The organism is Bradyrhizobium sp. 154 (genome assembly GCF_023073875.1).
Taxonomy (GTDB): Bacteria; Pseudomonadota; Alphaproteobacteria; order Rhizobiales; family Xanthobacteraceae; genus Bradyrhizobium.
Window position 1 is genome coordinate 181,357 of record NZ_JADPKG010000030.1, and the last position, 21,202, is coordinate 202,558.

General features: G+C 64.7%; 17 protein-coding genes and 1 pseudogene. 6 read left to right on the plus strand and 12 right to left on the minus strand.

The features are described 5' to 3' along the window. Positions 1–192: 192 nt before the first annotated feature. A complete protein-coding gene (locus IVA92_RS06420) occupies positions 193–1,440 on the plus strand; it encodes an MFS transporter (protein ID WP_247281903.1) in 1,248 nt (415 codons plus the stop codon). Between the two features lie 189 nt (positions 1,441–1,629). Further along, on the plus strand, positions 1,630–2,862 hold the full coding sequence (locus IVA92_RS06425; RefSeq protein ID WP_247281902.1) for an MFS transporter: 1,233 nt from the start codon (positions 1,630–1,632) through the stop codon (positions 2,860–2,862). A gap of 165 nt (positions 2,863–3,027) precedes the next feature. On the opposite strand, the gene IVA92_RS06430 is transcribed toward IVA92_RS06425, so the two are convergent. Further along, positions 3,028–3,522: a VOC family protein gene (locus IVA92_RS06430; protein WP_247281901.1), complete on the minus strand. Its 495-nt coding sequence runs from the start codon at positions 3,520–3,522 to the stop codon at positions 3,028–3,030. Positions 3,523–3,722: 200 nt separating this feature from the next. Then, positions 3,723–4,268 carry a carboxymuconolactone decarboxylase family protein gene (locus IVA92_RS06435; protein ID WP_247281900.1) on the minus strand — a complete coding sequence of 182 codons (546 nt, stop codon included), beginning with the start codon at positions 4,266–4,268 and terminating at the stop codon, positions 3,723–3,725. A gap of 148 nt (positions 4,269–4,416) precedes the next feature. Between IVA92_RS06435 and IVA92_RS06440 the strand changes: the two genes are divergently transcribed. Together IVA92_RS06440 and IVA92_RS06445 are read left to right on the plus strand one after the other, a co-directional pair. Next, positions 4,417–5,631 carry an acyl-CoA dehydrogenase family protein gene (locus IVA92_RS06440; RefSeq protein ID WP_247281899.1) on the plus strand — a complete coding sequence of 405 codons (1,215 nt, stop codon included), beginning with the start codon at positions 4,417–4,419 and terminating at the stop codon, positions 5,629–5,631. A gap of 126 nt (positions 5,632–5,757) precedes the next feature. Then, complete coding sequence (locus tag IVA92_RS06445; RefSeq protein ID WP_247281898.1) at positions 5,758–6,897, plus strand: acyl-CoA dehydrogenase family protein; 1,140 nt, start codon at positions 5,758–5,760, stop codon at positions 6,895–6,897. A gap of 256 nt (positions 6,898–7,153) precedes the next feature. Here the strand turns inward: IVA92_RS06445 and IVA92_RS06450 are convergent, their stop codons facing one another. From IVA92_RS06450 to IVA92_RS06495, 10 genes and pseudogenes are all read right to left on the minus strand, one after another. Further along, positions 7,154–8,191: an amino acid ABC transporter substrate-binding protein gene (locus IVA92_RS06450; protein ID WP_247282050.1), complete on the minus strand. Its 1,038-nt coding sequence runs from the start codon at positions 8,189–8,191 to the stop codon at positions 7,154–7,156. 54 nt (positions 8,192–8,245) lie between these two features. Next, positions 8,246–8,839, minus strand: coding sequence for a L,D-transpeptidase (locus IVA92_RS06455; RefSeq protein ID WP_247281897.1), 594 nt, complete (start codon positions 8,837–8,839; stop codon positions 8,246–8,248). 448 nt (positions 8,840–9,287) lie between these two features. Then, the gene (locus tag IVA92_RS06460; protein WP_247281896.1) at positions 9,288–10,259 is read right to left on the minus strand and encodes a hypothetical protein; all 972 of its coding nucleotides are present in this window, start codon (positions 10,257–10,259) and stop codon (positions 9,288–9,290) included. Positions 10,260–10,310: 51 nt separating this feature from the next. Continuing rightward, positions 10,311–10,913, minus strand: a complete 603-nt coding sequence (locus tag IVA92_RS06465) for a thioredoxin family protein (protein WP_247281895.1) — start codon at positions 10,911–10,913, stop codon at positions 10,311–10,313. 31 nt (positions 10,914–10,944) lie between these two features. Next, positions 10,945–11,642, minus strand: a pseudogene (locus IVA92_RS06470) (cytochrome c biogenesis CcdA family protein). 367 nt (positions 11,643–12,009) lie between these two features. Continuing rightward, the gene (locus tag IVA92_RS06475; RefSeq protein ID WP_247281893.1) at positions 12,010–12,621 is read right to left on the minus strand and encodes a sigma-70 family RNA polymerase sigma factor; all 612 of its coding nucleotides are present in this window, start codon (positions 12,619–12,621) and stop codon (positions 12,010–12,012) included. A gap of 338 nt (positions 12,622–12,959) precedes the next feature. Continuing rightward, positions 12,960–13,697 (minus strand): response regulator, encoded by a 738-nt coding sequence (locus IVA92_RS06480; protein ID WP_247281892.1) that lies wholly within the window; start codon positions 13,695–13,697, stop codon positions 12,960–12,962. A 10-nt stretch (positions 13,698–13,707) separates the two neighbouring features. Continuing rightward, the gene (locus IVA92_RS06485) at positions 13,708–15,453 is read right to left on the minus strand and encodes a DUF3369 domain-containing protein (RefSeq protein WP_247281891.1); all 1,746 of its coding nucleotides are present in this window, start codon (positions 15,451–15,453) and stop codon (positions 13,708–13,710) included. After that, positions 15,423–17,501 (minus strand): ATP-binding protein, encoded by a 2,079-nt coding sequence (locus tag IVA92_RS06490; RefSeq protein ID WP_247281890.1) that lies wholly within the window; start codon positions 17,499–17,501, stop codon positions 15,423–15,425. Before IVA92_RS06490 ends, IVA92_RS06485 begins: the two co-directional genes overlap by 31 nt. A gap of 6 nt (positions 17,502–17,507) precedes the next feature. After that, complete coding sequence (locus IVA92_RS06495; protein ID WP_247281889.1) at positions 17,508–18,503, minus strand: TRAP transporter substrate-binding protein; 996 nt, start codon at positions 18,501–18,503, stop codon at positions 17,508–17,510. 143 nt (positions 18,504–18,646) lie between these two features. On the opposite strand from IVA92_RS06495, the gene ugpB reads away from it, so the two are divergent. Both ugpB and IVA92_RS06505 read left to right on the plus strand, forming a co-directional pair. Further along, complete coding sequence (ugpB, locus tag IVA92_RS06500) at positions 18,647–20,029, plus strand: sn-glycerol-3-phosphate ABC transporter substrate-binding protein UgpB (protein WP_247281888.1); 1,383 nt, start codon at positions 18,647–18,649, stop codon at positions 20,027–20,029. A gap of 210 nt (positions 20,030–20,239) precedes the next feature. Further along, positions 20,240–21,199 carry an aminoglycoside 3'-phosphotransferase/choline kinase family protein gene (locus IVA92_RS06505; protein ID WP_247281887.1) on the plus strand — a complete coding sequence of 320 codons (960 nt, stop codon included), beginning with the start codon at positions 20,240–20,242 and terminating at the stop codon, positions 21,197–21,199. Positions 21,200–21,202 lie beyond the last annotated feature (3 nt).

Consider the following 21,202-nt stretch of genomic DNA (forward strand, 5'->3'; position numbering starts at 1 on the left):
AACTCCAGGAAGATCGCGGCGAATAGGATTCAATCGAGCGCAAGGCGTCAAGGGCGCCGCTCGCTATCATCCGTCCGATTGCGCCAGAGGCATGGCCCGCGCCCGTTTGCGCCGGTTGCCCGCCCTCTCGCGCCCCTCCATAGTGCCGGGATCAATGAGAGCTTCTTGAGCGCCCTTGGGGCGGAAATGCCGATGTTAGACGTGATCTCTACCGCCGAAATCGCCGACGACGCGCGCGTGCGTGCCAATGTGGTGCGCCTTGCCGCCGCGCAGGCGCTGACCGGCGCCAACTCGGCGGTGATCTTCGCCACCGGCTCGATCGTCGGCGCGACGCTCGCGCCGGACATGTCGCTCGCGACCGTGCCGCTGTCGATGTACGTGCTGGGGCTCGCCGCCGGCACCTTGCCGACCGGCGCGATCTCGCGCCGCTTCGGCCGCCGCGCCGCCTTCGTCATCGGCACCGGCCTCGGCACGCTCACTGGCCTCACCGGCTCGTTTGCGATCCTGCACGCCTCCTTCGCGCTGTTCTGCGTCGCGACTTTCCTCGGCGGCCTCTACGGCGCGGTCGCGCAATCCTACCGCTTCGCCGCCGCCGATGGCGCCAGCGCGGCCTATCGTCCCAAGGCGGTGTCCTGGGTGATGGCGGGCGGCGTCTTCGCCGGCGTGCTCGGTCCGCAGCTCGTGCAATGGACCATGGACCTCTGGCCGCCTTACCTGTTCGCCTTCAGCTTCCTGGTGCAGGCCGCGGTGGCGCTGGCCGCGATGGGCATCCTCGCCGGCGTCGACATGCCAAGGCCCGCGCCGGCCGATCTGCATGGCGGCCGGCCGCTCCTCAGCATCGTGGTCCAGCCGCGCTTCATCGCGGCCGCTTTGTGCGGCGTCATCTCCTATCCCATGATGAACCTGGTGATGACCTCGGCGCCGCTCGCCATGAAGATGTGCGGCCTCAGCGTTTCCGATTCCAATTTCGGCATTCAATGGCACATCGTCGCCATGTACGGGCCAAGCTTCTTCACGGGTGCGCTGATCGCGCGCTTCGGTGCCCCGAAGATCGTTGCGGCCGGCCTGCTGCTGGAGGCCGGCTCCGCCGGCATCGGCCTTTCCGGAATCAGCGCAATGCATTTCTGGGCGACGCTGATCGTGCTCGGGGTCGGCTGGAATTTCTCCTTCATCGGCGCCTCCGCGCTGGTGCTGGAGACGCACCGTCCGCAGGAGCGCAACAAAGTGCAGGCCTTCAACGATTTCCTGGTGTTCGGCATGATGGCGATCGGCTCGTTCTCCTCCGGCCAGCTGCTTGCCAATTACGGCTGGTCCGCGGTGAACATGGTGGTGTTCCCGCCGGTGGTTCTGGGTCTCGCCGTGCTCTCCCTGGTATCCTGGGCCCGCCGCCGCAAGGCGCGGCTGGACGCTGCGATGGGCGAGCTCCCGGATGCGATTTGACGCATGATCCGGAACCTGCGCAGCGGCTTTCCGGACCATGGTCAATAGGTTGGCAGGAGGCTGTCAGCAGCGTTGATGCTTCGATCGCGGTCGAAGTGATTTTCGGAGCTGGTGTCGTTACATGATGCTCGTCATGAAGAGACGGGCGTGAAGCAAGGCGCTCGCGGGGGAAACAAAGGAGAAGCGCAAATGCTCGACAATCCCCGGCCCGCTGCTCCAATCAACGAATCCTCTCTCCGCTACGAAGGCTGGCGCATCGTCGCGGTCTGTTTCCTGCTCGCGACCTTCGGCTGGGGGCTCGGCTTCTACGGCCAGAGCGTCTATGTCGCCGAGCTCCAGCGCGCGCATGGCTGGTCGGCGTCGCTGATCTCGTCGGGCACGACCTTCTTCTATCTGTTCGGTGCGCTGCTGGTCGTCTTCGTTGGCGAGGCCATCCAAAAGCATGGCGCGCGCCTCTGCCTGATCGCCGGCACGCTGGCGATGGCGGCGGCGGCAGTGGCGATCGGCGCGGTGCGCGAGCCCTGGCAGCTCTATCTCGCCAACGCCGTGCTCGCCTTCGGCTGGGCCGGAACCAGTCTCGCCATGATCACCAACACGATCAGCCTGTGGTTCGACCACAAGCGCGGTATGGCGATCAGTCTCGCGCTGAACGGCGCCAGTTTCGGCGGCATCGTCGGCGTGCCGCTACTGGTGGCGCTGATCGGTCATGTCGGCTTTGCCAGCGCGATGTACGCCGCGGCCGGCGCCATGCTGGTGCTGCTCCTGCCGGTGATCCTCATTCTCGTCGGCCGGCCGCCCGATCACGGCTGGCATGCGACTGCGAAGCCGAAGCCGCAATCGTCGGCGCAGATCCGCGCGCAGGCCTTGCGTGACGTCGGCTTCCTCACCGTGACGATTGCGTTTGCATTGGTGCTGTTCGCCCAGGTCGGCTTCATCGTGCATCTGATCTCGTTCCTCGATCCCGTGATCGGCCGCGAGCGCGCCGCCGTCGCGGTCGCGGTGCTGACGGCGATGGCGGTGATCGGCCGTGTGCTGTTCTCTCTGGTGATCGACCGCCTCGACCAGCGACCGGCATCGGCGCTCTCGTTCCTGAGCCAGGCGGCGGCGCTCCTCGTCATCATCAATTTTCACAATGATTACGTGCTGATCGCGGCCTGCGCGGTGTTCGGCTTCTCGGTCGGCAACCTCATCACGCTGCCGTCGCTGATCGTGCAGCAGGAGTTCGAGTCCGCCTCGTTCGGCGTGCTGATCAGCCTCAACACTGCGATCAACCAGGTCACCTACGCGTTCGGCCCCGGCGTCGTCGGCTTCCTCCGCGATCTCTCCGGCGGCTACTCGCTGCCGTTCTATCTCTGCATCGCGCTGGAAGTGATCGCCGCCGCGCTGATCATGGTGCGCGGAAGGCGCGCGAACAAGTCATAGAGACGCGACGGCGTTTCCAAAAAATTCCGTCATTGCGAGGAGCACTTGCGACGAAGCAATCCAGACTGTTTCCGCAGAGACAGCCTGGATTGCTTCGCGGAGCCTGTCATCGGGCCGCGCTGCGCGCGGACCCGTAGGCTCGCAATGACGAGGGGAGAGCGGAGCTCACGCCTCCCGCTGCTGCAACAGCGCTTCCACATCCAACCGCTTCGTAAACATCGCCAGCTTCCCATCGGGCCCGAACGGCCATCGCTCCCTCGGCTTGTCCCAATAGAGCTCGACGCCATTCTGGTCGGGGTCGCGCAAGTAAAGCGCTTCGCTGACGCCATGGTCGCTGGCGCCATCGAGCGCAATGCTCGCCGACAGCACCCGGTGCAGCGCGTCCGCCAGCGCCGGCCGCGTCGGATAGAGAATCGCGGTGTGATAGAGCCCGGTCGTGCCTGGCGGCGGCGGCGAGCCACCCTTGCTTTCCCAGGTATTGAGGCCGATGTGATGATGATAGCCGCCGGCCGAAATGAAGGCCGCGCCGGAGCCCATCCGCTGCATCAGCTCGAAGCCGAGCACGCCGCAATAGAAGCCGAGCGCACGATCGAGATCAGCGACCTTGAGATGGACGTGGCCGATCCTGGTGCCGGCGGCGATGGCTGGGCTTTGCGACATGCTGGTGCTCCGTTCACACTATGCACATAAGGCCTGCCTTGGGATCGCGCTACGGGCCGATCCCGAAACCCATTGTTTCCAAACGGGAAGCCAATCGGGGATGAAATTGATGGTGTCGGTATCAGCCCCAGGCGGAGGTGACCTCTCCCCGCTGGGGAGAGGTGAACAAAGTCCGGCGATCGTGCCCAAGGTCACTCGCTCTAGCTCAGCTCCGACACTTCGCCCTCGGGCAACCCGAATTCGAACGTGTTCAGCGTCATCGACACCATGGTGTAATAGCCGCACAGCCCGATCACCTCGACGACGCCGCGTTCACTGAGCAGTTTGACCGCCTCATCGTAGAGACCCTTCTCGACGCCATGCCCTTCGTGCAGCGACTTCGCGACGTCGTAGATCATCTTTCCCTGGGGATCGTCGAACTCAGGCGTGCGGCGGTCGCGGATCGCCTCGATGATTTTTGGATCCATGCCGCCGGCAAGCGCGAGGCGCTTATGCGCATACCATTCGTAATGCGCAGTCCAGTGCCGTGCCGTCACCAGGATCGCGATCTCCGAAAGCCTTGCCGGAAATATGGTGTCGAAACGGAGCACCTCGCCAAGCCGCGTGGCGTGCCGCGCCATCTCGGGGCTGCTCAGCCAGGCCATCATCGGCGCCGGCGGCTTGCCGCGCTTGCCGGCAATGGATTCGTCATAGGTCTGGCGCTGGCTTTCGTTCATTTCGCCAGGCGAAAGAAGTTTCAGGCGCATCCTCGTTTCCTCTTTGTTTTCAAGCCGACATGCCCCGGATTATAGCCGAAGGCAGCGCGGCGCGCGCGGCACGGAAGTGGTTGAATTCCACGGTGCGATGGCCCAGAGTCGCGTCCAACAAGTCGATTTTGATTGATGGAAACGACCAATGGCTGAATCTAGGACCAGCGACACTGAGAGCGCCGATCTCGAACAATTCCGCAACAAGACGCGCGCCTGGCTTGAAGCCAATTGCCCGCCGGAGATGCGCAAGCCGGCGACGTCGGATGCCGACGTGTTCTGGGGCGGGCGCAACGCAAAATTCTCGTCCGAGCCGCAGCGCGTCTGGTTCGAGCGCATGCGCGACAAGGGCTGGACAGTGCCGGACTGGCCGAAGGAGTATGGCGGCGGCGGCTTGAGTGCTGCCGAACACAAGGTGCTGCGCGCCGAAATGGCAAAAATGGGCGCGCGCCCGCCGCTGTCGAGCTTCGGCATCTGGATGCTCGGGCCGGCACTGCTGAAATACGGCAACGACGCCCAGAAGAAGGAGCATCTGCCGAAGATCGCCGCGGGCGAGATCCGCTGGTGCCAGGGTTACTCCGAGCCGAACGCCGGCTCCGATCTCGCCTCGCTCCAGACCCGCGCCGAGAGCGACGGCGACGACTTCATCATCAACGGTCAGAAGATCTGGACGTCCTACGCCAACTACGCCGACTGGATCTTCTGCTTGGTCCGCACCGATCCGACCGCGAAGAAGCACGACGGCATCAGCTTCATCCTGTTCGACATGACCTCGAAGGGTGTCTCCACAAAGCCGATCCTCCTGATCTCCGGCTATTCGCCGTTCTGCGAGACCTTCTTTGACAACGTCCGCGTGCCGAAGTCGCACGTGGTCGGCCAGATCAACCGCGGCTGGGATGTCGCAAAGTATCTGCTCCAGCACGAGCGCGCGATGATCTCGGGCATGGGCGAGCGCGGCGTCGGCCGTCCACTCGGCCAGATCGCGGCTGACACCGTCGGCACCGATGCGCTGGGGCGGCTCGATGATGCCATGCTGCGTGGCCAGATCGCGCGCTTCGACGTCGACGAAGCCGCGCTTGCCGCCTGTGCCGAGCGCGCGGTCGATCTCGCCAAGGCGGGCCAAGCGCATCCGGCGTTCTCGTCCGCGATGAAATATTACGGCACCGAGCTCAACAAGCGGCGCTACGAGATCCTGATGTCGGCCGGCGGCGTCGATGCGCTGGAATGGGAGAGCGAACGCTCGAAGCAGGGCGCCCGCCCGCGCGCCTGGCTGCGCACCAAGGCCAACTCGATCGAGGGCGGCACGTCCGAGGTCATGCTCGGCATCGTCGCCAAGCGCATCCTGGATCTGCCGGGGGCGTAACGTCCCGTCGTTCCGGGGCGGTCCGCAGGACCGAACCCGGAACCTCGAGATTCCGGGTTCGATGCTGCGCATCGCCCCGGAATGACAGCAACAATTCATTCCGCGCGATACTAGAGACTTAGACACATGGCCCTCGTCCTCACCGAAGAACAATCGATGCTCCGCGACTCCGCGCGCGGGCTGATCAGCGACAAGGCACCGGTGTCGCACCTGCGCCATTTGCGCGACAGCAAGGATCCCACCGGCTTCTCCAAGGAGCTTTGGCATTCCTTCGCCGAGATGGGGTTTGCCGGCCTGCTGGTCCCCGAAGAGTTCGGCGGCTCTGGCCTCGGCTATGTCGAGGCCGGTGTCGTCATGGAGGAGATCGGCCGCACCTTGATGCCTTCCCCCTTCCTCGCCACCGGCGTGGTCGCGGCCTCGGCCCTCAATCGCGGCGGCAATGCCGCGCAGAAATCGGAATATTTGCCGAAAATCGCGAGCGGCTCTCTGCTTGCGGCGCTCGCCATCGACGAAGGCGCAAAGCATCGTCCGCTCCAGACCAGCCTCCGGGCCGTGCGCGCCGGTAACGGCTTCAAGCTCTCCGGCGCCAAGGCACTGGTCGTCGACGGGCACGTCGCCGACCTCCTCATCGTCGCCGCGCGCACCGCGGGTGCTGCCGGCGAGCGTGAAGGCCTGACGCTATTCCTGGTCGACTCCAAGGCGAAAGGGATCGCGGTCGAACGCACCGTCATGGTCGATGCGCACAATGCGGCGCGGGTCGAATTCGCCAATGTCGAGGTCAATGCCGACAGCGTGCTCGGCGAGGTCGATCAGGCCGCCGGCCTGCTCGACAGCGTGCTCGATATCGGCCGGGGCGCCGTCGCCTCCGAAATGGTGGGATTGAGCGAAGAGGTGTTCAATCGCACCGTCGAGTACCTGAAGAGCCGCAAGCAATTCGGCAAGCTGATCGGCGAATTCCAGGCGCTCCAGCACCGCGCCGCCGAACTCTACATCGACATCGAGATCACCCGCGCCGCCGTCATGAAGGCGCTTCAGGCGCTGGATGCCGATGTCGCCAAAGCAGCCTCAGCCGTGGCGGTCGCCAAGGCCCGCGCCGGCACCACCTCGACGCGCGCGGTGCACGAAGGCGTGCAGATGCACGGCGGCATGGGCATGACCGACCAGTTCGACATCGGCTTCTTCATGAAGCGCGCACGGGTCTGCGAGGAACTGTTCGGCGACGCCAATTACCACACTGAGCAACTGGCACGGGCGCGGGGATATTAGGCGCACCGTCACGTCACCCTCGGTGTCATCGCCCGCGAAGGCGGGCGATCCAGTACGCCGCGGTTTTCCGGATACGATTGACATCTCGTAATACTGGATCGCCCGGTCTAAGCCGGGTGACGACAGTTGAGAATGTGACAGCGCTTGCCCCAAGCTCGTCATTGCGAGGAGCCCTTGCGACGAAGCAATCCAGACTGCGTCCGTGGAAAGATTCTGGATTGCTTCGCTTCGCTCGTAATGACGGCGGAGGGATCTCCTACCTCATTGGCGGTGCATACTGCACACCACCGGCATTCCACAGCTGGTTCATGCCGCGCGGGATCTTCAGCCTGGACTTCTCGCCGATGTTGCGGTCGTACATCTCGCCGTAATTGCCGACATGGCGGATGATGCGGGCGGCCCAGTCCTTGGTGAGGCCGAGCTGCTCGCCGTAATTGCCCTCGGTGCCGACGAGGCGCATCACTTCCGGCTTCTTCGACTTCAGGGCTTCGTCGATGTTCTCCGAGGTCACCCCCAACTCCTCGGCGTTGATCATCGCATAGAGCGTCCACTTCACGATCATCATCCAGTCGTCGTCGCGCTGGCGCACGACCGGGGCGAGCGGCTCCTTGGAGATCATGTCCGGCAGGATCATGTGGTCGCCGGGTTTTGAGAGGTTCAGCCTGAGCGCATAGAGCTGGGAGACGTCGGCGCTCAGCGTATCGCACTTACCGGTGTCGTAGGCTTTCACCACGTCGTCGAGCTTGTCGAACTTCACCTCGTCATACTTCATGTTGTTGGCACGGAAGTAATCGACGACATTGAGTGCCGTGGTGGTGCCGGACTGGACGCAGACCTTGCTGCCGGTCAGGTCGAGCGACGTCTCCTTGTTGCGCGAGCGCGGCAGCATGAAACCTGCGCCGTCATAATAGGCCACGGCCGGGAAATAGAGGTCGTAGTCGAGCTCGCGCGCCATGCTCCAGGTCGAGTTGCGGGAGAGGATGTCCACCTTCCGGCTCTGCAATTCCTTGAAGCGCTCGCTGGCATCGAGCGCGACGAACTTCGCCTTGCCCGGATCGTTGAAGATCGCCGCGGCCACCGCGCGGCAGAAATCGACGTCGAAGCCGGTCCAATTGCCCTTGTCGTCCGGGATCGAGAAGCCCGGCAGGCCCTTGTTGACGCCGCACAGCACCTCGCCACGGCGCACGGTCCGCTTCAGGGTGCGGGTGTCGTAGAATTCATAGATGATGGCCAGAACGGCGACCAGCACGGCGACCGCGAGCCCGATCAGCAGGCCGCCTCGAAAAGTGCGCATCATGTTGCTCTCTCGAAAAATCGGGAAAAGGAATATTCGCTAAGGCGAGGAAGATCAGAGCTCAGGCTTCTGCCGGATGACAACCTTGGTCCCGACCGGGACGCGATCGTAGAGATCGGCGACGTCATTGTTGACCAGGCGGAAGCAACCCGAGGACACCTTGGTGCCGATCGTATCCGGACGGTTGGTGCCGTGGATGCGGTAGACCGTGGTGCCCAGATACATGGCGCGGGCGCCGAGCGGGTTGCCAGGGCCGCCGGCCATGAAACGCGGCAGATAGGGCTGGCGCTGGATCATCTCGGGCGGCGGCGTCCAGTCCGGCCATTCCTTCTTGTTGGTGATGTTCACCAGCCCCTGCCACTGGAAACCGTCGCGGCCGACGCCGATGCCGTAGCGGATCGCGCGCCCGCCGGGCTGCACCAGATAAAGGTGCCGCTCGGCCGTCGAGATGATGATGGTACCGGGCGCCTCGGTGGTGCGGAAGTAGACCACCTGCTTCTGCCATTCCTGGTCGAGCTGGTAGCCGTCATCGGCGATCAAGCCCGGCTCGTCGCCGCGATCAGGCTGCTGCGCGAAGACGTGGGGAGCCGACAGGATCAGGCCCATCGCAGCCACAAACATCCCGGTCAGGCGACGAAAATCCGTCATGTAAAAGCTCTCCCCGCTGCCACAGCGCAAATCATTTCAGAACCATCAAACCTGAGGGGCAGGTTCATGGCAAGTTGATGGCGCGCCGCCCTAGTATGTCACGAGAATGCTTTGGTTTTTTGACGGGCGGCGCAATGCCACAAACAGGGGATGGCGCGAAAAGCATATATTGTCGCGGCAGGTCGGCGCACTCGCTTTCCCCGCGTGTGGAGAAGGGGATCGCATAGGACTTCCCGGCGGCCTAAGCGCGCGCCTCGTCCGTCGAGACGGCGCTCACGCGCCTCTTCAGGATGAGGCTAAGAGGCATCGCGGCATCACTCAAATTGCTGCCGCGGACTCCGTTCCTCATCCTGAGCGCCCGCCGGAGGCGGGCGTCTGGAAGGATGGCCGCAGGCGATTTGTCAGCTCCTCTCCAGATGCGACCGCTCTGTCGCAAGCAGGGTGAGAGCTAAATCCGGTTATTCTCCGCCGCGATCCCCAGCCGCCGGACGATCTCGGCGCCCACGGCGCGGGCCTCGAGCCGCGAGCCGATGCGGGGGCTGCGGAAGCGCCGCCCGGAGTGCAACCGGATCACGACGATGCAGTGCTCGTCCTCGGATCGGCCGCGGCGCTCGACCGTGATCGCCTTCACGTCGCCGCCCTCGATATGGTCGGCGCGCGGCGTGCCGTCGCCCCACAGGCGTTCGACGCGAATATCCCGTTGCCGGATGATCCAGAAAGCGCCGGTCACGAGATTGGCGTATCTGTGCACGGCGAACGCGGCGATCGCGCCAACCGGCAGCAGCATGATGTCGATCGGTCCGGGCGGCAGTCCGCGCCAGAGTTTGTAGGCGTAGGGAACGGCGCACAGTGCGACAGCGATCAACGCCACGATGCGGATGTCGCGCGCGGAAAACGGCTCGAGGGGTTCGCCGAGATGCATCTCGGGATTGCTGGCATCGAGTGGATTGCTAGGTGCCTCGACGTTGGGAACGCCGAATTGCGCGGCGATCTGGGCCACGGTATCGCGCACATGCGTGACGTCGGAGATCGGTGGGGACGTTAGGCGTTCCCCGGAGGCCAGCGTGAAGGCCAGCTGGAAGCGGGCTTTCGCCCTCTTACTGCCGGGAACCTGCAATTCCCTGATGTCGTCCTTCGGGACGACCCGCGTGCGGAGCTTTCCGAAAGGACGCTGTTGCCCGATCAGGATCTCGTTCGGTGTGATGATCCACACCACCGCCGGCGCCAGCATAATCCCGCAGACGAATGCCGCGCCCAGGAGGAGAGCGGCCACCGAGATGGTCACTTCCAGTGCGTCGTGCGTGAACAGGCCCGGCGTGAAGCACAGCGCAACCGCGGCCGCAGAGCCGGCCATGATCAGCCGCTGCGCGATCGAGGAGCCTTCACGAAGGCGGATGTCGGTGCTGGTGGTCGCGTCCATCGCGGGCGGCTGATTCCGGGGCTGCGAAACTCCACGGACGGCTCCGTGGAGTCAAGCAACAAGGACGACAGATGAAGCCGGCGGGGCGATGCCGGCGCGGCAGCTGTTCACGTTCAGGAGCCGCGCCACCGTCTGGTCGTAGCTGCCTTCGCCTTCGTGCTGGAACACGATCTTGCCGGTCTGGTCGATGATGTACTGCGCCGGCCAATATCGGTTGCGGTAGGCGTTCCAGGTCTTGGAATCGTTGTCCTGCGCCACCGGATAGGTGATGCCGTGGCGTTTCAGCGCAGCCTGCACGTTGGAGGCGGAACGCTCGAACGGGAATTCCGGCGTGTGCACGCCGACAACGATAAGGCCTTTGTCCTTGTACTTGGCGTAGAGGTCGGTGACGTGCGGCAGCGTGTTGACGCAGTTGACGCAGCCATAGGTCCAGAAGTCGACCAGCACGACCTTGCCGCGCAGCTCGGCCATGCTCAGCGGTTTCGAGTTGAACCAGGTGTTGATGCCGGTGAAGTCGGGCGCGGTCTGCTGGCTCGCGGCCGCGGTGACGACGGGCGCAGCGCGTGCGGCCTCGTCGCAGATGCCGGGGATGACGGCGCCTGATATGGTCATGCTGATCAGGGCGGTGGCCACAGCGAGCAGTTTGAAAGTCATGAACGAGTCCTCCGGTTGAGATGCGCGATGATCACAGGCCGATCTGGCCGGTGGGATAGAAGCCGGTAAGCCACGCCACGATCAGCGTGTCGTATTGAAAATAGGCCGCAACCGCGAAGGCGTCACAACGATGCCAAAGCCCTGCTGCAGCCGCGGCGAGATGCGGGCGAGGCTGCGCACCCGCGTGCTGGCGGCCTGGCCGCCATAGGCGATGGCCAGCATCGGGATCGCCGCGCCGATGGCGTAGGCGACCAGCAGCGTGCCGGCCCAGGTCAGATTCTTGGAGGTCGCAACCAGCGTCAGGATCGAGCCGAGCACCGGACCGGCGCAGGGCGTCCAGACCAGGCCGGGCGTGGTGCCGAGCACGAGCCCACCCAGTGCGCCCTCGCGCTGGATGGCGCTAGAGCTGCCGAGATCGAGCCAGCCATTGAGCCGGATCGACAGCCATTCGAACGGCGTCGGCCACAGCATCAACAGGCCGAAGCCGAGCAGCAGGATGGACGCGGCCTCACGCAACACGTTCGGATCGAAATCGAACAGCCGCGTGATTGCTCCGAGCAGCAGCGCGGTGGCCGAGAACGACATGACGAAGCCGAGCGCGATCATGGCGGGGCGCAAGTGCCCCGCGCGCCCGATCGAGGCGCCGAGCAGGATCGGCAGCATCGGCAGCGTGCACGGCGCGGCGATAGTCAGGATTCCGGCAAGGACGGCGAAGAGAAGTTCGAGCATGGAGCCACTCGTGCATGAGGTCACGAGGGCTGTTCGGGATGGATGTGTCAGACGTTACGCAGCGTCACGCCTCGTGACGAGCGAGCTGCGTACCACGACGGCGGTGCGCCCCCTCTCCCGCAAGCGGGAGAGGCGGGAGCGCGCGGCACGAGTCTAGCCCCAAACACAAAACGACCCGGAGGGGGGCATCCCGTCCGGGTCGCTGGAGGTCCTTGGGAGGTTTAAGCAAAACCGTATGTGAGTTTTATAGGAGGGAAGTTTTTCCGCCTGATGTTGTGCTTTGTTTCAATTGTTTCGTCGGCGGTAACACTTCCGTGTCCGGGGATGGGGCCAAAGGAGCGGTCCTATCCCATTGAATCCATTGAGCTTAGGCGGCGAAACGATCCACGCCGGCGCCCTTAAGCAAATCGGCCAGTTGTTTGCGGGCGTAGAACATCCGCGTCTTCACCGTGCTCTGCGGGATGCCGATGATCTGGCCGACCTCCTCCACCGACTTCTCGTGGTAGTAGACGAGATTGATGATCTCGCGGTGGGCGGGCGACAGCTTCTGCACGCAGGCGCGGAGGATGGCGCTGGTATCGTTGCGATCGAGCGAGGTCTCGGGCGTCTCGGCATCGTCGGGGATCTGGCGCACGTCCTCCTGGTCGATGTCCTCGAAGCGCCGCTGGCGCATCGCGGTCAGCGCCTTGAAGCGGGCGATCGAGAGCAGCCAGGTCGAGACCTGCGAGCGGCCTTGGAACTGGCCTGCGGTCCGCCACACGTCCAGAAACACCTGACTGACCAGATCTTCCGCCGTGGTGGCATCGCGCACGATGCGCAGGATGAAGCGGTACACCCGAACGTTATGGCGGCAGTACAGCATGTGCATGGCCGTCCGGTTGCCGTCGGCGATGCTTTCGAGAAGCATATCGTCCGAAGTCGCCTGAACGGCAATGATGCTGTGGCTGGCTTGGGCGTTGATGGCAATGACGTTCGGCATGGACTTAGCTCCCCGTAGCGCCGCAACCGAGCGGCGTTTCCTTAAGCCGGAGTGTTAATGAGCCAACGTTTCGGGACGTCTGCACGAAAAGGAGAAAATGGTTTCGTGCGCCGCCAAATTGTTTCTTCGGAAGGGGTGCGACGAAACATTCGGGGCAAAAAATCGTGGAATTTCAATGTGCGGAAAATACGGGATAGGGGGGTAAAGCCGGGCGTACGCGCCGGGAACGGATTTCCGGCCCTTGCGTTTGGTGCGCCAAACACTCTCCTGTCGTCCCGGGTTCGCTTCGCGCCTAAGGGCGCGCTTGTCCGGGACGACAACTTTATTTGCCGCGCGATTTACGCCTTCTCGCCGGCCGGCGAGAACAGATAGCCGCCGCCGCGGATGGTGCGGATCACGGCGGGTTTTGCCGGGTCGGGCTCGATCTTGCGGCGGATGCGCATGATGCGCAGGTCGACCGCGCGGTCGAAGGCCTCGGCGTCGCGCGCGTTGGCGAGCTCCAGCAGGCGCTCGCGCGACAGCACGCGTTTCGGATTGGCCGCGAACACTTTGAGCAGCCCGAACTCGGAGGCGGTCAGCGGATGCTCGTTGCCCTCGTCGTCGCGCAAGGCCTGCGCTTCGAGATCGAGCCATTTGGTGCCGAAGCGCACCAATTGGTCCTTGTCGGACTTTGCGGCCGCGGCGTCCGGCGCGGCAGCCTTGGCCGGCCCGCTTCGCCGCAGCACCGAACGGATGCGCGCCATCAGCTCGCGCAGCTCGCACGGTTTTGCCACGTAATCATCGGCGCCGAGCTCGAGCCCGACGACGCGGTCGATCGGGCTCGCGGTCGCCGTCAGCATGATCACGGGCACGTTGATGCGGCTCTTGAGATCGCGGATGATCGAGAGCCCGTCTTCCTCGGGCATGTTGAGGTCGAGTACGACGAGGTCGGGCATGCTGCCCTGGATCGCGGCGCGCAAGGACTTGCCGCCGTCGCACAGCGTCACGGTGAAGCCGTGCATCTTGAGGTAATCGCCGACCATCTCCCGGGCCGGGGCCTCGTCGTCGACGATCATGATGTGCTGGCTTTGGGTCATGGTCTTGAGATCACGGCATTTCGGTCGCGGGGAGGGTGATGGTGAAGGTCGAGCCCTTGCCAGGGCCGTCGCTGTTGGCGGTCACCTCGCCGCCATGCATGTCGATAATGCGCTTGACGATGGACAACCCAAGCCCCGTCGAGCTCTCGCCGGCGGTCGGCTTTGCGGACAGGCGCTGGAACCGACCGAACAAGCGGCCGAGATCCTCCGGCGACAGGCCGGCACCCTCGTCGCTGACCCGGACGGTGGTTTCGGTACCCTCATGGGTCACGGCGACGGTGATCTTGCCGCCGATCGGCGAGTATTTGATGGCGTTGCTGATGAGGTTGTCGATCGCCTCGCGGATGCGGTCGGTATCGCACATGGTGACGATGTTGGGCGGCGCGGCGACGCTGATCGTCTGCTGCTTGTTGACGGCGAGCGGCTGGTTGGCATCGGCGACCTCCTTGACCAGGGCCGCGACGTCGACCGGCTCGCGGCGGATGGTGATGTCGAAAGCATCGGCCATCGCGTCCGAAATCAGGTGATCGACCATCGTGGTCAGCCGCTTGGTGGCATCACGGATGTGATCGACCTGAGCAACCACGCCGCTTTCCGATGCGCCGGTCGAGATCAGCTCCTTCAGCATCTCGGTGCGGCCGAGGATGACGCCGAGCGGATTCTTCAGATCGTGCGCGACGGTGCCCAAAATCTCGTTCTTGAAGCCGTTGGCGCGCTGGAGCCGCAGCCATTGCGCGGACAGGCGGCGGTTGGCCTGCATCAGCGCGCGGGTGCGCTGGGCGACGCGATCCTCCAGCTGCGTGTTGGCGTCCTGAAGCTGCTGATAGAGGATCACATTGTCGAAGGCGATCGAGAGCCGGCTGGAGAAGATCTCGACCAGCGAACGGTCGGTCTCGGACAGTTCGCGCTCGGCCTGGAGCAGCACCACCACCTCGCGGCCGCTGCCGGTGCGCAAGTAGATCACGCTGCGGTGGTCGGCGAATTCGTTCTTGCGGCGCTGGAACGCGGCTTCCACCATCTCGCGCAGATCGGGATCAAGCGCCTTCGATGTCGTGCTGCCGATGAAGCGGCTGTAGCAGCCGCTGCCGGCGAGCACCGAGAGCTCGGGGTCGATGCCGCCATTGTCGCGCAAGACCAGGATGCCGGCGCAGTCGACGTTGAGCAGCGAGGCGAGCTGGGTCAGCACGCCCTCGGCGAGCCGCTGCATCGACTTGAAGTCGTACAGCGTCGAGGCGGCGTCGATGATGATCTCGAGCCCGCGCCGCGTCTGCACCATGCGCTCGAGCTGCTGATAGGAGCGCAGCGCCGCGGTCAGCGAGGTAAACAGCTTGTCGGCGGTGAGCTCGGTCTTGGCCTTGTAGTCGTTGATGTCGTACTGCACGATCACCCGCCGCTCGGGCGCCTGGCCGGGCTGCCCGGTGCGCAGGATGATGCGGACAGTCTCGTTCTTGATCTCGTTGCGGATGAATTCGACGAGCTCGAGGCCTGCGACGTCGGTCTCCATGATGACGTCGAGCAGCACGGCGGCGATGTCGCCGTGCTCGGCCATCAGCTTGCGACCTTCTGCCGCGGAATAGGCCGACAGGATCTCCAGGCGCTGGCCGTTGAGGCTGTAGTCGGACAGCGCGAAACGGGTGCCGTCATGCACGGCCGGATCGTCGTCGATGACGGCGATCTTCCATTTCCGGGTGTTGGCATCCTCCGACGCGGTACCGGTGTCGTCGATCAGGTGGAGGACATCGTCCTGTTCGGCCATTGAGAAGTCCCGTCACTTTCTGTGCTTTGCGCGCCGCCCTTGGCAATGCGCGGCATGATAATGCGAAATGTAGTGCCTTGTCCCAGCTTGGATTCCAGCATCATGCGGCCGCCGAGCTGCTGGGTGACGAGGTTATAGACGATATGGAGGCCAAGTCCCGTGCCGCCTTCATTGCGCCGGGTGGTAAAGAAAGGGTCAAAGGCCTGGCGCTGCACGTCGGGGGTCATGCCGGCGCCGTCATCGGTGAAGCTGATCTCGATGTCGTCGGTCCCGCGCGGCCGCGCCGAGATGATGATGGTGCCGGCACGTCCGTCGGCGAAGGCGTGGTTGGCGGCATTGAGGAACAGGTTGGTCAGAATCTGGCCGTAGGAGCCGGGATAGCCGTCGAGCAGGAGCCCTTCGGGCACGTCGACCTGAAGCGTGATCGGCGAGCGCTTCAGCACCGGGCGCAAGCTGGCGATGATCTGCTCGGTGGCCTCGCTGAGCGAGAACTGCCGACGCTCGGCATGGGAGCGGTCGACCGCGACCTGCTTGAACGACTGGATCAGCTCGCCGGCGCGCTGGAGGTTGGCAACCAGCTGCTGCGAGGCCTCGCGCGAGGACTGCACGAATTCTTCCAGCTGCGAGCGGCGCAGGCCCCCATCGCCCTTGAGCTGCGCCTCGAAGATCTCGCTTCGCCGGGCAAAGCTCGAAGCGACCGTCAGGCTGATGCCGATCGGATTGTTGACCTCGTGGGCGACGCCGGCAACCAAGCCGCCGAGCGCGGCGAGGCGCTCGGCGTCGATCAGATTCTGCTGTGCGGTGTTGAGCTCGAGCAGCGCACTCTCGGCTTTTTCCTTCGACGCGCGCAGCTCGTCCTCGGTCTGGCGCTTGGCGATGGCGTTCTCGCGGAACACTTCCACGGCGCGCGCCATCGCGCCGACCTCGTCGCGTGCCTTGGTGCCCTGCACCTCGCGGCCGAGGTCGCCGAGCGTGATCGCGCGCATCGCCGTCATGAGCTGCTGGAGCGGCAGGCGGATCGACAGCGCGATCAAGACGCCGGCGGCGAGGATGATGCCGAGGAAGATCACCGCAACGGAGAGTACGCGGCGAGAGATGTCGGCCAGCGTGCGGTCGAAAGTCTCCTGCGCCTTCTGCTCGCGGTGGCGCATCTTGGTCGAGAGGTCGTCGATGGCGCCGATCGCCTCGGCTTGGCTGGCGTCGATGGTGTTGCGCAACAGCTCGGTGCGGCTCGCCAGCTGCTCGGACAGTTTTGCAAAGCCCTCGCGCAAGGACGCGGTGCGGTCCGCGAGCCGCCGCAAGGCCATGCGCTGGAGGTCGTTGTCGGCGAGGTCGATCATGACCGGGATGGTCTTCTCGATCGTCTCGGTGTTGCGCCGCGCGTCGTCGGCCGCGCCTGACGACAGCGACAGATAGTACGAATTGGCCGCGACCAGCATCGCGGTGAAAGCCTCGCGGGATTTTCCGAGCGAGGGCCAGATCAGCGCGTCGCGATGGCCGGTGGCGCCTTCGATGATGGAATAGAGCCCGGCCATGTCCCTGGCCGGACCCTGCACCTGCTCCTCATAGGTCTTGGCGATGGTGGCTTGCACGCTGCGCAGCTCGCCAAAGCCGTTGAGGAAGCGGTCGGTGGTGCGCTCGAGCTCCTCGACCGAGCCTGACAGCATCGGGTCCTTGGTGGCGCGGCCCGTCAGCGTGCCCAGCACCGCCTCGCGCAGCAGCAGGATCTCGGCGAACAGGTCCGGGCTCGGCTGGTTGATGTAGCGGTGGATCAGGTTTTGCAGCCGCCCGGTCTCGCTTTCGAGCAGCGCCAGGATCCGGTCGGACTCGCGCACCTGGCGCACGTCGTCCCAGGCCGAGCCCAGCACTTGCACGCCGTTCCAGATCATCGCGACCAGCACCACCACCACGGCGGAGTTCAGCGCCGCGATTGACAGGATGCGCCAGCGGATCGGCACCGCCCGGAGCGCGGCGACGATGCGCGCGCGCACCCGTCCGAGCGGGCCGGGCGGCCTCTCTGCGGTCTCGCTGTGTCCGAGCCCAGCCAAGAAGCTCTACTCCACCTTGCGAATGCGTTCGATCAGCGCGGCCGCGGCCGGATCACGCCCAGCCTTGGCATAGATTGGGGCCATCGCCTCCTCGAACGGCTTGCGGTCGACGTCCTTGATGACCGTGACGCCCGCGTCCTGGGCCTTGCGCTGCGACTGCTCCTCGAGATCGCGCCATTTCTCGCGCATGAAGCGGCCAGAGCGCTGCGCGGCCTCCCTGAAGATCACCTGCTCCTCCGCCGAGAGGCTCTTCCAGGCCTTCAGCGAGATCACCAGCACTTCCGGGCTCATCGTGTGCTCGGTGAGCGTGTAATGGCCGGCGTGTTTGTAATGGTCTGTCGTCACGAAGGATGGCCAGTTGTTTTCGGCGCCGTCGATCAGGTGGTTGGCAAGCCCGGTGAGCACCTGCCCGTAAGGCAGCTCGACCGCTTCGGCGCCGAGCGCGCGCATCATCTGGCTCATCAACTCCGACTGCTGTACCCGGATCCGCATTCCCTTGAGATCGGCGACGCTTCGGACCGGGCGGAGAGCGTTGTAGATCGACCGCGCGCCGGAATCGTAGAAGGCGAGCCCGACGAACCCATAGGGCTCGAAGCTGCCGAGGATCTCGCTGCCGATCGGCCCGTCCAGCACCTTCTGCATGTGCTCGATGGACCGAAACAGGAACGGCATGGCCAGCACATTCATCGCCGGAACGAAATTGCCGATCAGCGCCACGTTGGTCCGGTTGAGGTCGATCGCGCCAGCGCGGGTCTGCTCGATGGTCTCCTTTTCCTCACCGAGCTGGCGGGAGTGGAACACCTTGATCTCGTGCCGGCCGCCGGTGCGCTCGGCGATCAGCGTCCCCATGTAGCGCAGCGCCTGGACGGTCGGGTAATCCTCGGTCTGGGTATCGGCGGCGCGAAATTCGCGCGCAACGGCGTCCGTTGCACAGACGGCAAGCAGAAGCGCGACGAAGATCACCCCGGTCCGCGAGAGTTCGGCACGGCTCAGCACTGGCACACTCAACCCCTCAGTGGTGCAGTCTGTGGCGGAAGGAAAAGGTTCAACGCAATCTAGCAGATGGTAAAGGGAAGGCCATCCCGCTCCGGGCGGTGGGCCGATTGTGCGGCGCGGCCGCCGCGCATTCCCGGTTGAAACTGCCAATGCCGCGCCTTAAGCAGGGCAGCCGCCTTTTGTCGCGCGCGCCGGGAAGAGCCATCGTGATTTCAGCATTGCGCTTTTTGCAGGTCGCCGCCGTCTTTGCGGCTGTCGCCTGGGCCACTCCGGTGCGTGCCGCCACGGACATCGCGCTGTGGCACGCGATGTCCGGCGAGCTCGGCCGGCAGCTCGACAAGCTTGCCGCTGACTTCAACGCTTCGCAATCCGATTACCGGATCGTGCCTGCGTACAAGGGCAATTACACCGAAACGGTGACGGCGGCGATCTTCGCCTTCCGCTCGCGCAGCCAGCCCGCGATCGTCCAGGTCAATGAGGTCGCCACCGCCACCATGACCGCAGCGAAGGGCGCGATCTATCCGGTGTTCAGCCTGATGCGGGACCAGGGCGAGCCGTTCTCGCTGAGCGATTACCTCCCCGCCGTCTCCGGCTATTACACCGATGCAGCCGGCAATCTGTTGTCATTCCCGTTCAATTCTTCGACGCCGATCCTCTACTACAACAAGACCATGTTCCGGGATGCGGGCCTCGATCCGGAAACGCCGCCGAAGACCTGGCCGGAATTGGGACTAGCTGCAAAGCGCCTGCGCGAGCGCGGTGCTCCTTGCGGCTTCACCACGTCCTGGCCGTCCTGGATCCATGTCGAGAATTTCTCCGCCTTTCACAATCTGCCGCTGGCGACGCGGGCGAACGGCTTTGCCGGGCTGGATGCGGAATTGACCATCAACAATCCGTCTCTCGTGCATCACATCGCAGTGCTCAGCGAGTGGCGGAAGACCAAGCTGTTCGACTACAGCGGCCGCGGACAAGCGGCCGAGCCGCGTTTCCAGAACGGCGAATGCGGCATCTTCATCGGCTCCTCGGCAACGCGGGCCGACATCAAGGCGAATTCGAAGTTCGAGATCGGCTACGGCATGATGCCGTACTGGCCCGACGTGAACGGCGCGCCGCAGAATTCGATCATCGGCGGTGCCACGCTCTGGGTGCTGCGCGACCGGCCGCGCGAGGAATACAAGGGCGTGGCGCGGTTCTTCGCCTATCTGTCGCAGCCCGGCGTGCAGGCCGCCTGGCATCAGAACACCGGCTATCTGCCGATCACCCGCGCCGCCTTCGAGCTGACGCGGGCGCAGGGATTCTACGAGCGCAATCCCGGCTCGGCGATCTCGTTCGAGCAGATCACGCTGCATCCGCCGACGGAGAACTCCAAGGGCGTCCGGCTTGGCTCCTTCATTCTGATCCGCGGCGTGATCGAGGACGAGCTGGAGCAGGCTTTCTCCGGCCACAAGAGCGCGCAAGCCGCGCTGGATTCGGCAGTCGAGCGCGGTAACAAGCTCTTGCGCCAGTTCGAGCGTGCCAGCCCGGAGCGGTAGGCACCTCGGTGCCGTCGCAAAGAAGGTGCGCTCCCTCCCCCGCCTGCGGGGGAGGGCAGGGGAGAGGGTTGACTCCGCAACGGGACAATCCCCTAGAGGAGAAAACCCTCACCCGACGCTTCGCGTCGACCTCTCCCGCAAGCGGGAGAGGTGCACCGCCTGCTCGGTTTGCACTGAGTCAATCAAGCTTCTCTTGCTGAGTGAATGCGGATGACCAAAGGTCCGTCGCAACAGCTGCCTCACCTCACCGATGCCGCAAGCTTCCGCGCCTTCCGCTCCGCGTCCGCGCAATGGCTGCCGATCGCGCTCGACATCGCCCGCAGCCACGGCCTCGATGCCGGCTCGCCGCAGGTATTTGCGACCGGCACCAATCTCGTGGTCGGCCTCGGCGACACGCTGATCCTGAAGATCTTCCCGCCGCTGCTCGCAGCGCAGTTCGCCTCGGAGCGCGCCTCGCTGACGCAGCTCGCCGGCCGTCTGCACCTGCCGATCCCCGAGATCGTCGCGGACGGGATGCGCGACGGCTGGCCCTATCTCGTCATCACGCGGCTTGCCGGCACGCTGGGCTCGGAGGTCTGGCCCTCACTGCCGGAGCGGCAGAAGGAGCGTCTGCTGCGCCAGATCGGAGAGATCATCGCCTCCGTGCAGCGCGTTCCGCTAGGGGAGCTCGCGTCCATCGAGCCGCGCTGGGACGCGTTCATGCACGCCCAGATGCAGGGCTGTAAGGCGCGGCACACGCGCCTCGGTCTCGCGCCGAAATTCCTCGCCGGCCTCGACGATCTCCTGCGCGATGCGGCAAAACTCATTCCAATGGATGCGCCGCCGGTGATCCTGATCGGCGAATACATTCCGGAGAATTTTCTGCTCGCCTGTGATGACGGCCAATGGTCGCTCGCCGGCCTGTTTGACTTCGGCGACGTCCTGACGGGGTGGCGCGATTACGATTTGCTCGGGCCCAGCGCTTTCATGGCGGCGGGACGGCCGGGCAGGGTGCGCAGCCTGCTCGACGGCTTTGGCTATGCAAAGCTCGACTTCGCGCTCAAGCGGCGCCTGATGGCGCTGATGCTGCTGCACCGGGCCAGCGACCTCAACAGCCACATCTGTGTCGAAGGCTGGCAGGAGAGGGCGAATGATCTGGTCGAATTGCAGGAGCTGATCTGGCCTGGGTGATCC

Bases quoted from the DNA above. Each gene is read 5' to 3' on its own strand.
- IVA92_RS06420 (WP_247281903.1), top strand. From the start codon at position 193: ATGTTAGACGTGATCTCTACCGCCGAAATCGCCGACGACGCGCGCGTG.
- IVA92_RS06425 (WP_247281902.1), top strand. From the start codon at position 1,630: ATGCTCGACAATCCCCGGCCCGCTGCTCCAATCAACGAATCCTCTCTC.
- IVA92_RS06430 (WP_247281901.1), bottom strand. From the start codon at position 3,522: ATGTCGCAAAGCCCAGCCATCGCCGCCGGCACCAGGATCGGCCACGTC.
- IVA92_RS06435 (WP_247281900.1), bottom strand. From the start codon at position 4,268: ATGCGCCTGAAACTTCTTTCGCCTGGCGAAATGAACGAAAGCCAGCGC.
- IVA92_RS06440 (WP_247281899.1), top strand. From the start codon at position 4,417: ATGGCTGAATCTAGGACCAGCGACACTGAGAGCGCCGATCTCGAACAA.
- IVA92_RS06445 (WP_247281898.1), top strand. From the start codon at position 5,758: ATGGCCCTCGTCCTCACCGAAGAACAATCGATGCTCCGCGACTCCGCG.
- IVA92_RS06450 (WP_247282050.1), bottom strand. From the start codon at position 8,191: ATGCGCACTTTTCGAGGCGGCCTGCTGATCGGGCTCGCGGTCGCCGTG.
- IVA92_RS06455 (WP_247281897.1), bottom strand. From the start codon at position 8,839: ATGACGGATTTTCGTCGCCTGACCGGGATGTTTGTGGCTGCGATGGGC.
- IVA92_RS06460 (WP_247281896.1), bottom strand. From the start codon at position 10,259: ATGGACGCGACCACCAGCACCGACATCCGCCTTCGTGAAGGCTCCTCG.
- IVA92_RS06465 (WP_247281895.1), bottom strand. From the start codon at position 10,913: ATGACTTTCAAACTGCTCGCTGTGGCCACCGCCCTGATCAGCATGACC.
- IVA92_RS06475 (WP_247281893.1), bottom strand. From the start codon at position 12,621: ATGCCGAACGTCATTGCCATCAACGCCCAAGCCAGCCACAGCATCATT.
- IVA92_RS06480 (WP_247281892.1), bottom strand. From the start codon at position 13,697: ATGACCCAAAGCCAGCACATCATGATCGTCGACGACGAGGCCCCGGCC.
- IVA92_RS06485 (WP_247281891.1), bottom strand. From the start codon at position 15,453: ATGGCCGAACAGGACGATGTCCTCCACCTGATCGACGACACCGGTACC.
- ugpB (WP_247281888.1), top strand. From the start codon at position 18,647: ATGCCGCGCCTTAAGCAGGGCAGCCGCCTTTTGTCGCGCGCGCCGGGA.
- IVA92_RS06505 (WP_247281887.1), top strand. From the start codon at position 20,240: ATGACCAAAGGTCCGTCGCAACAGCTGCCTCACCTCACCGATGCCGCA.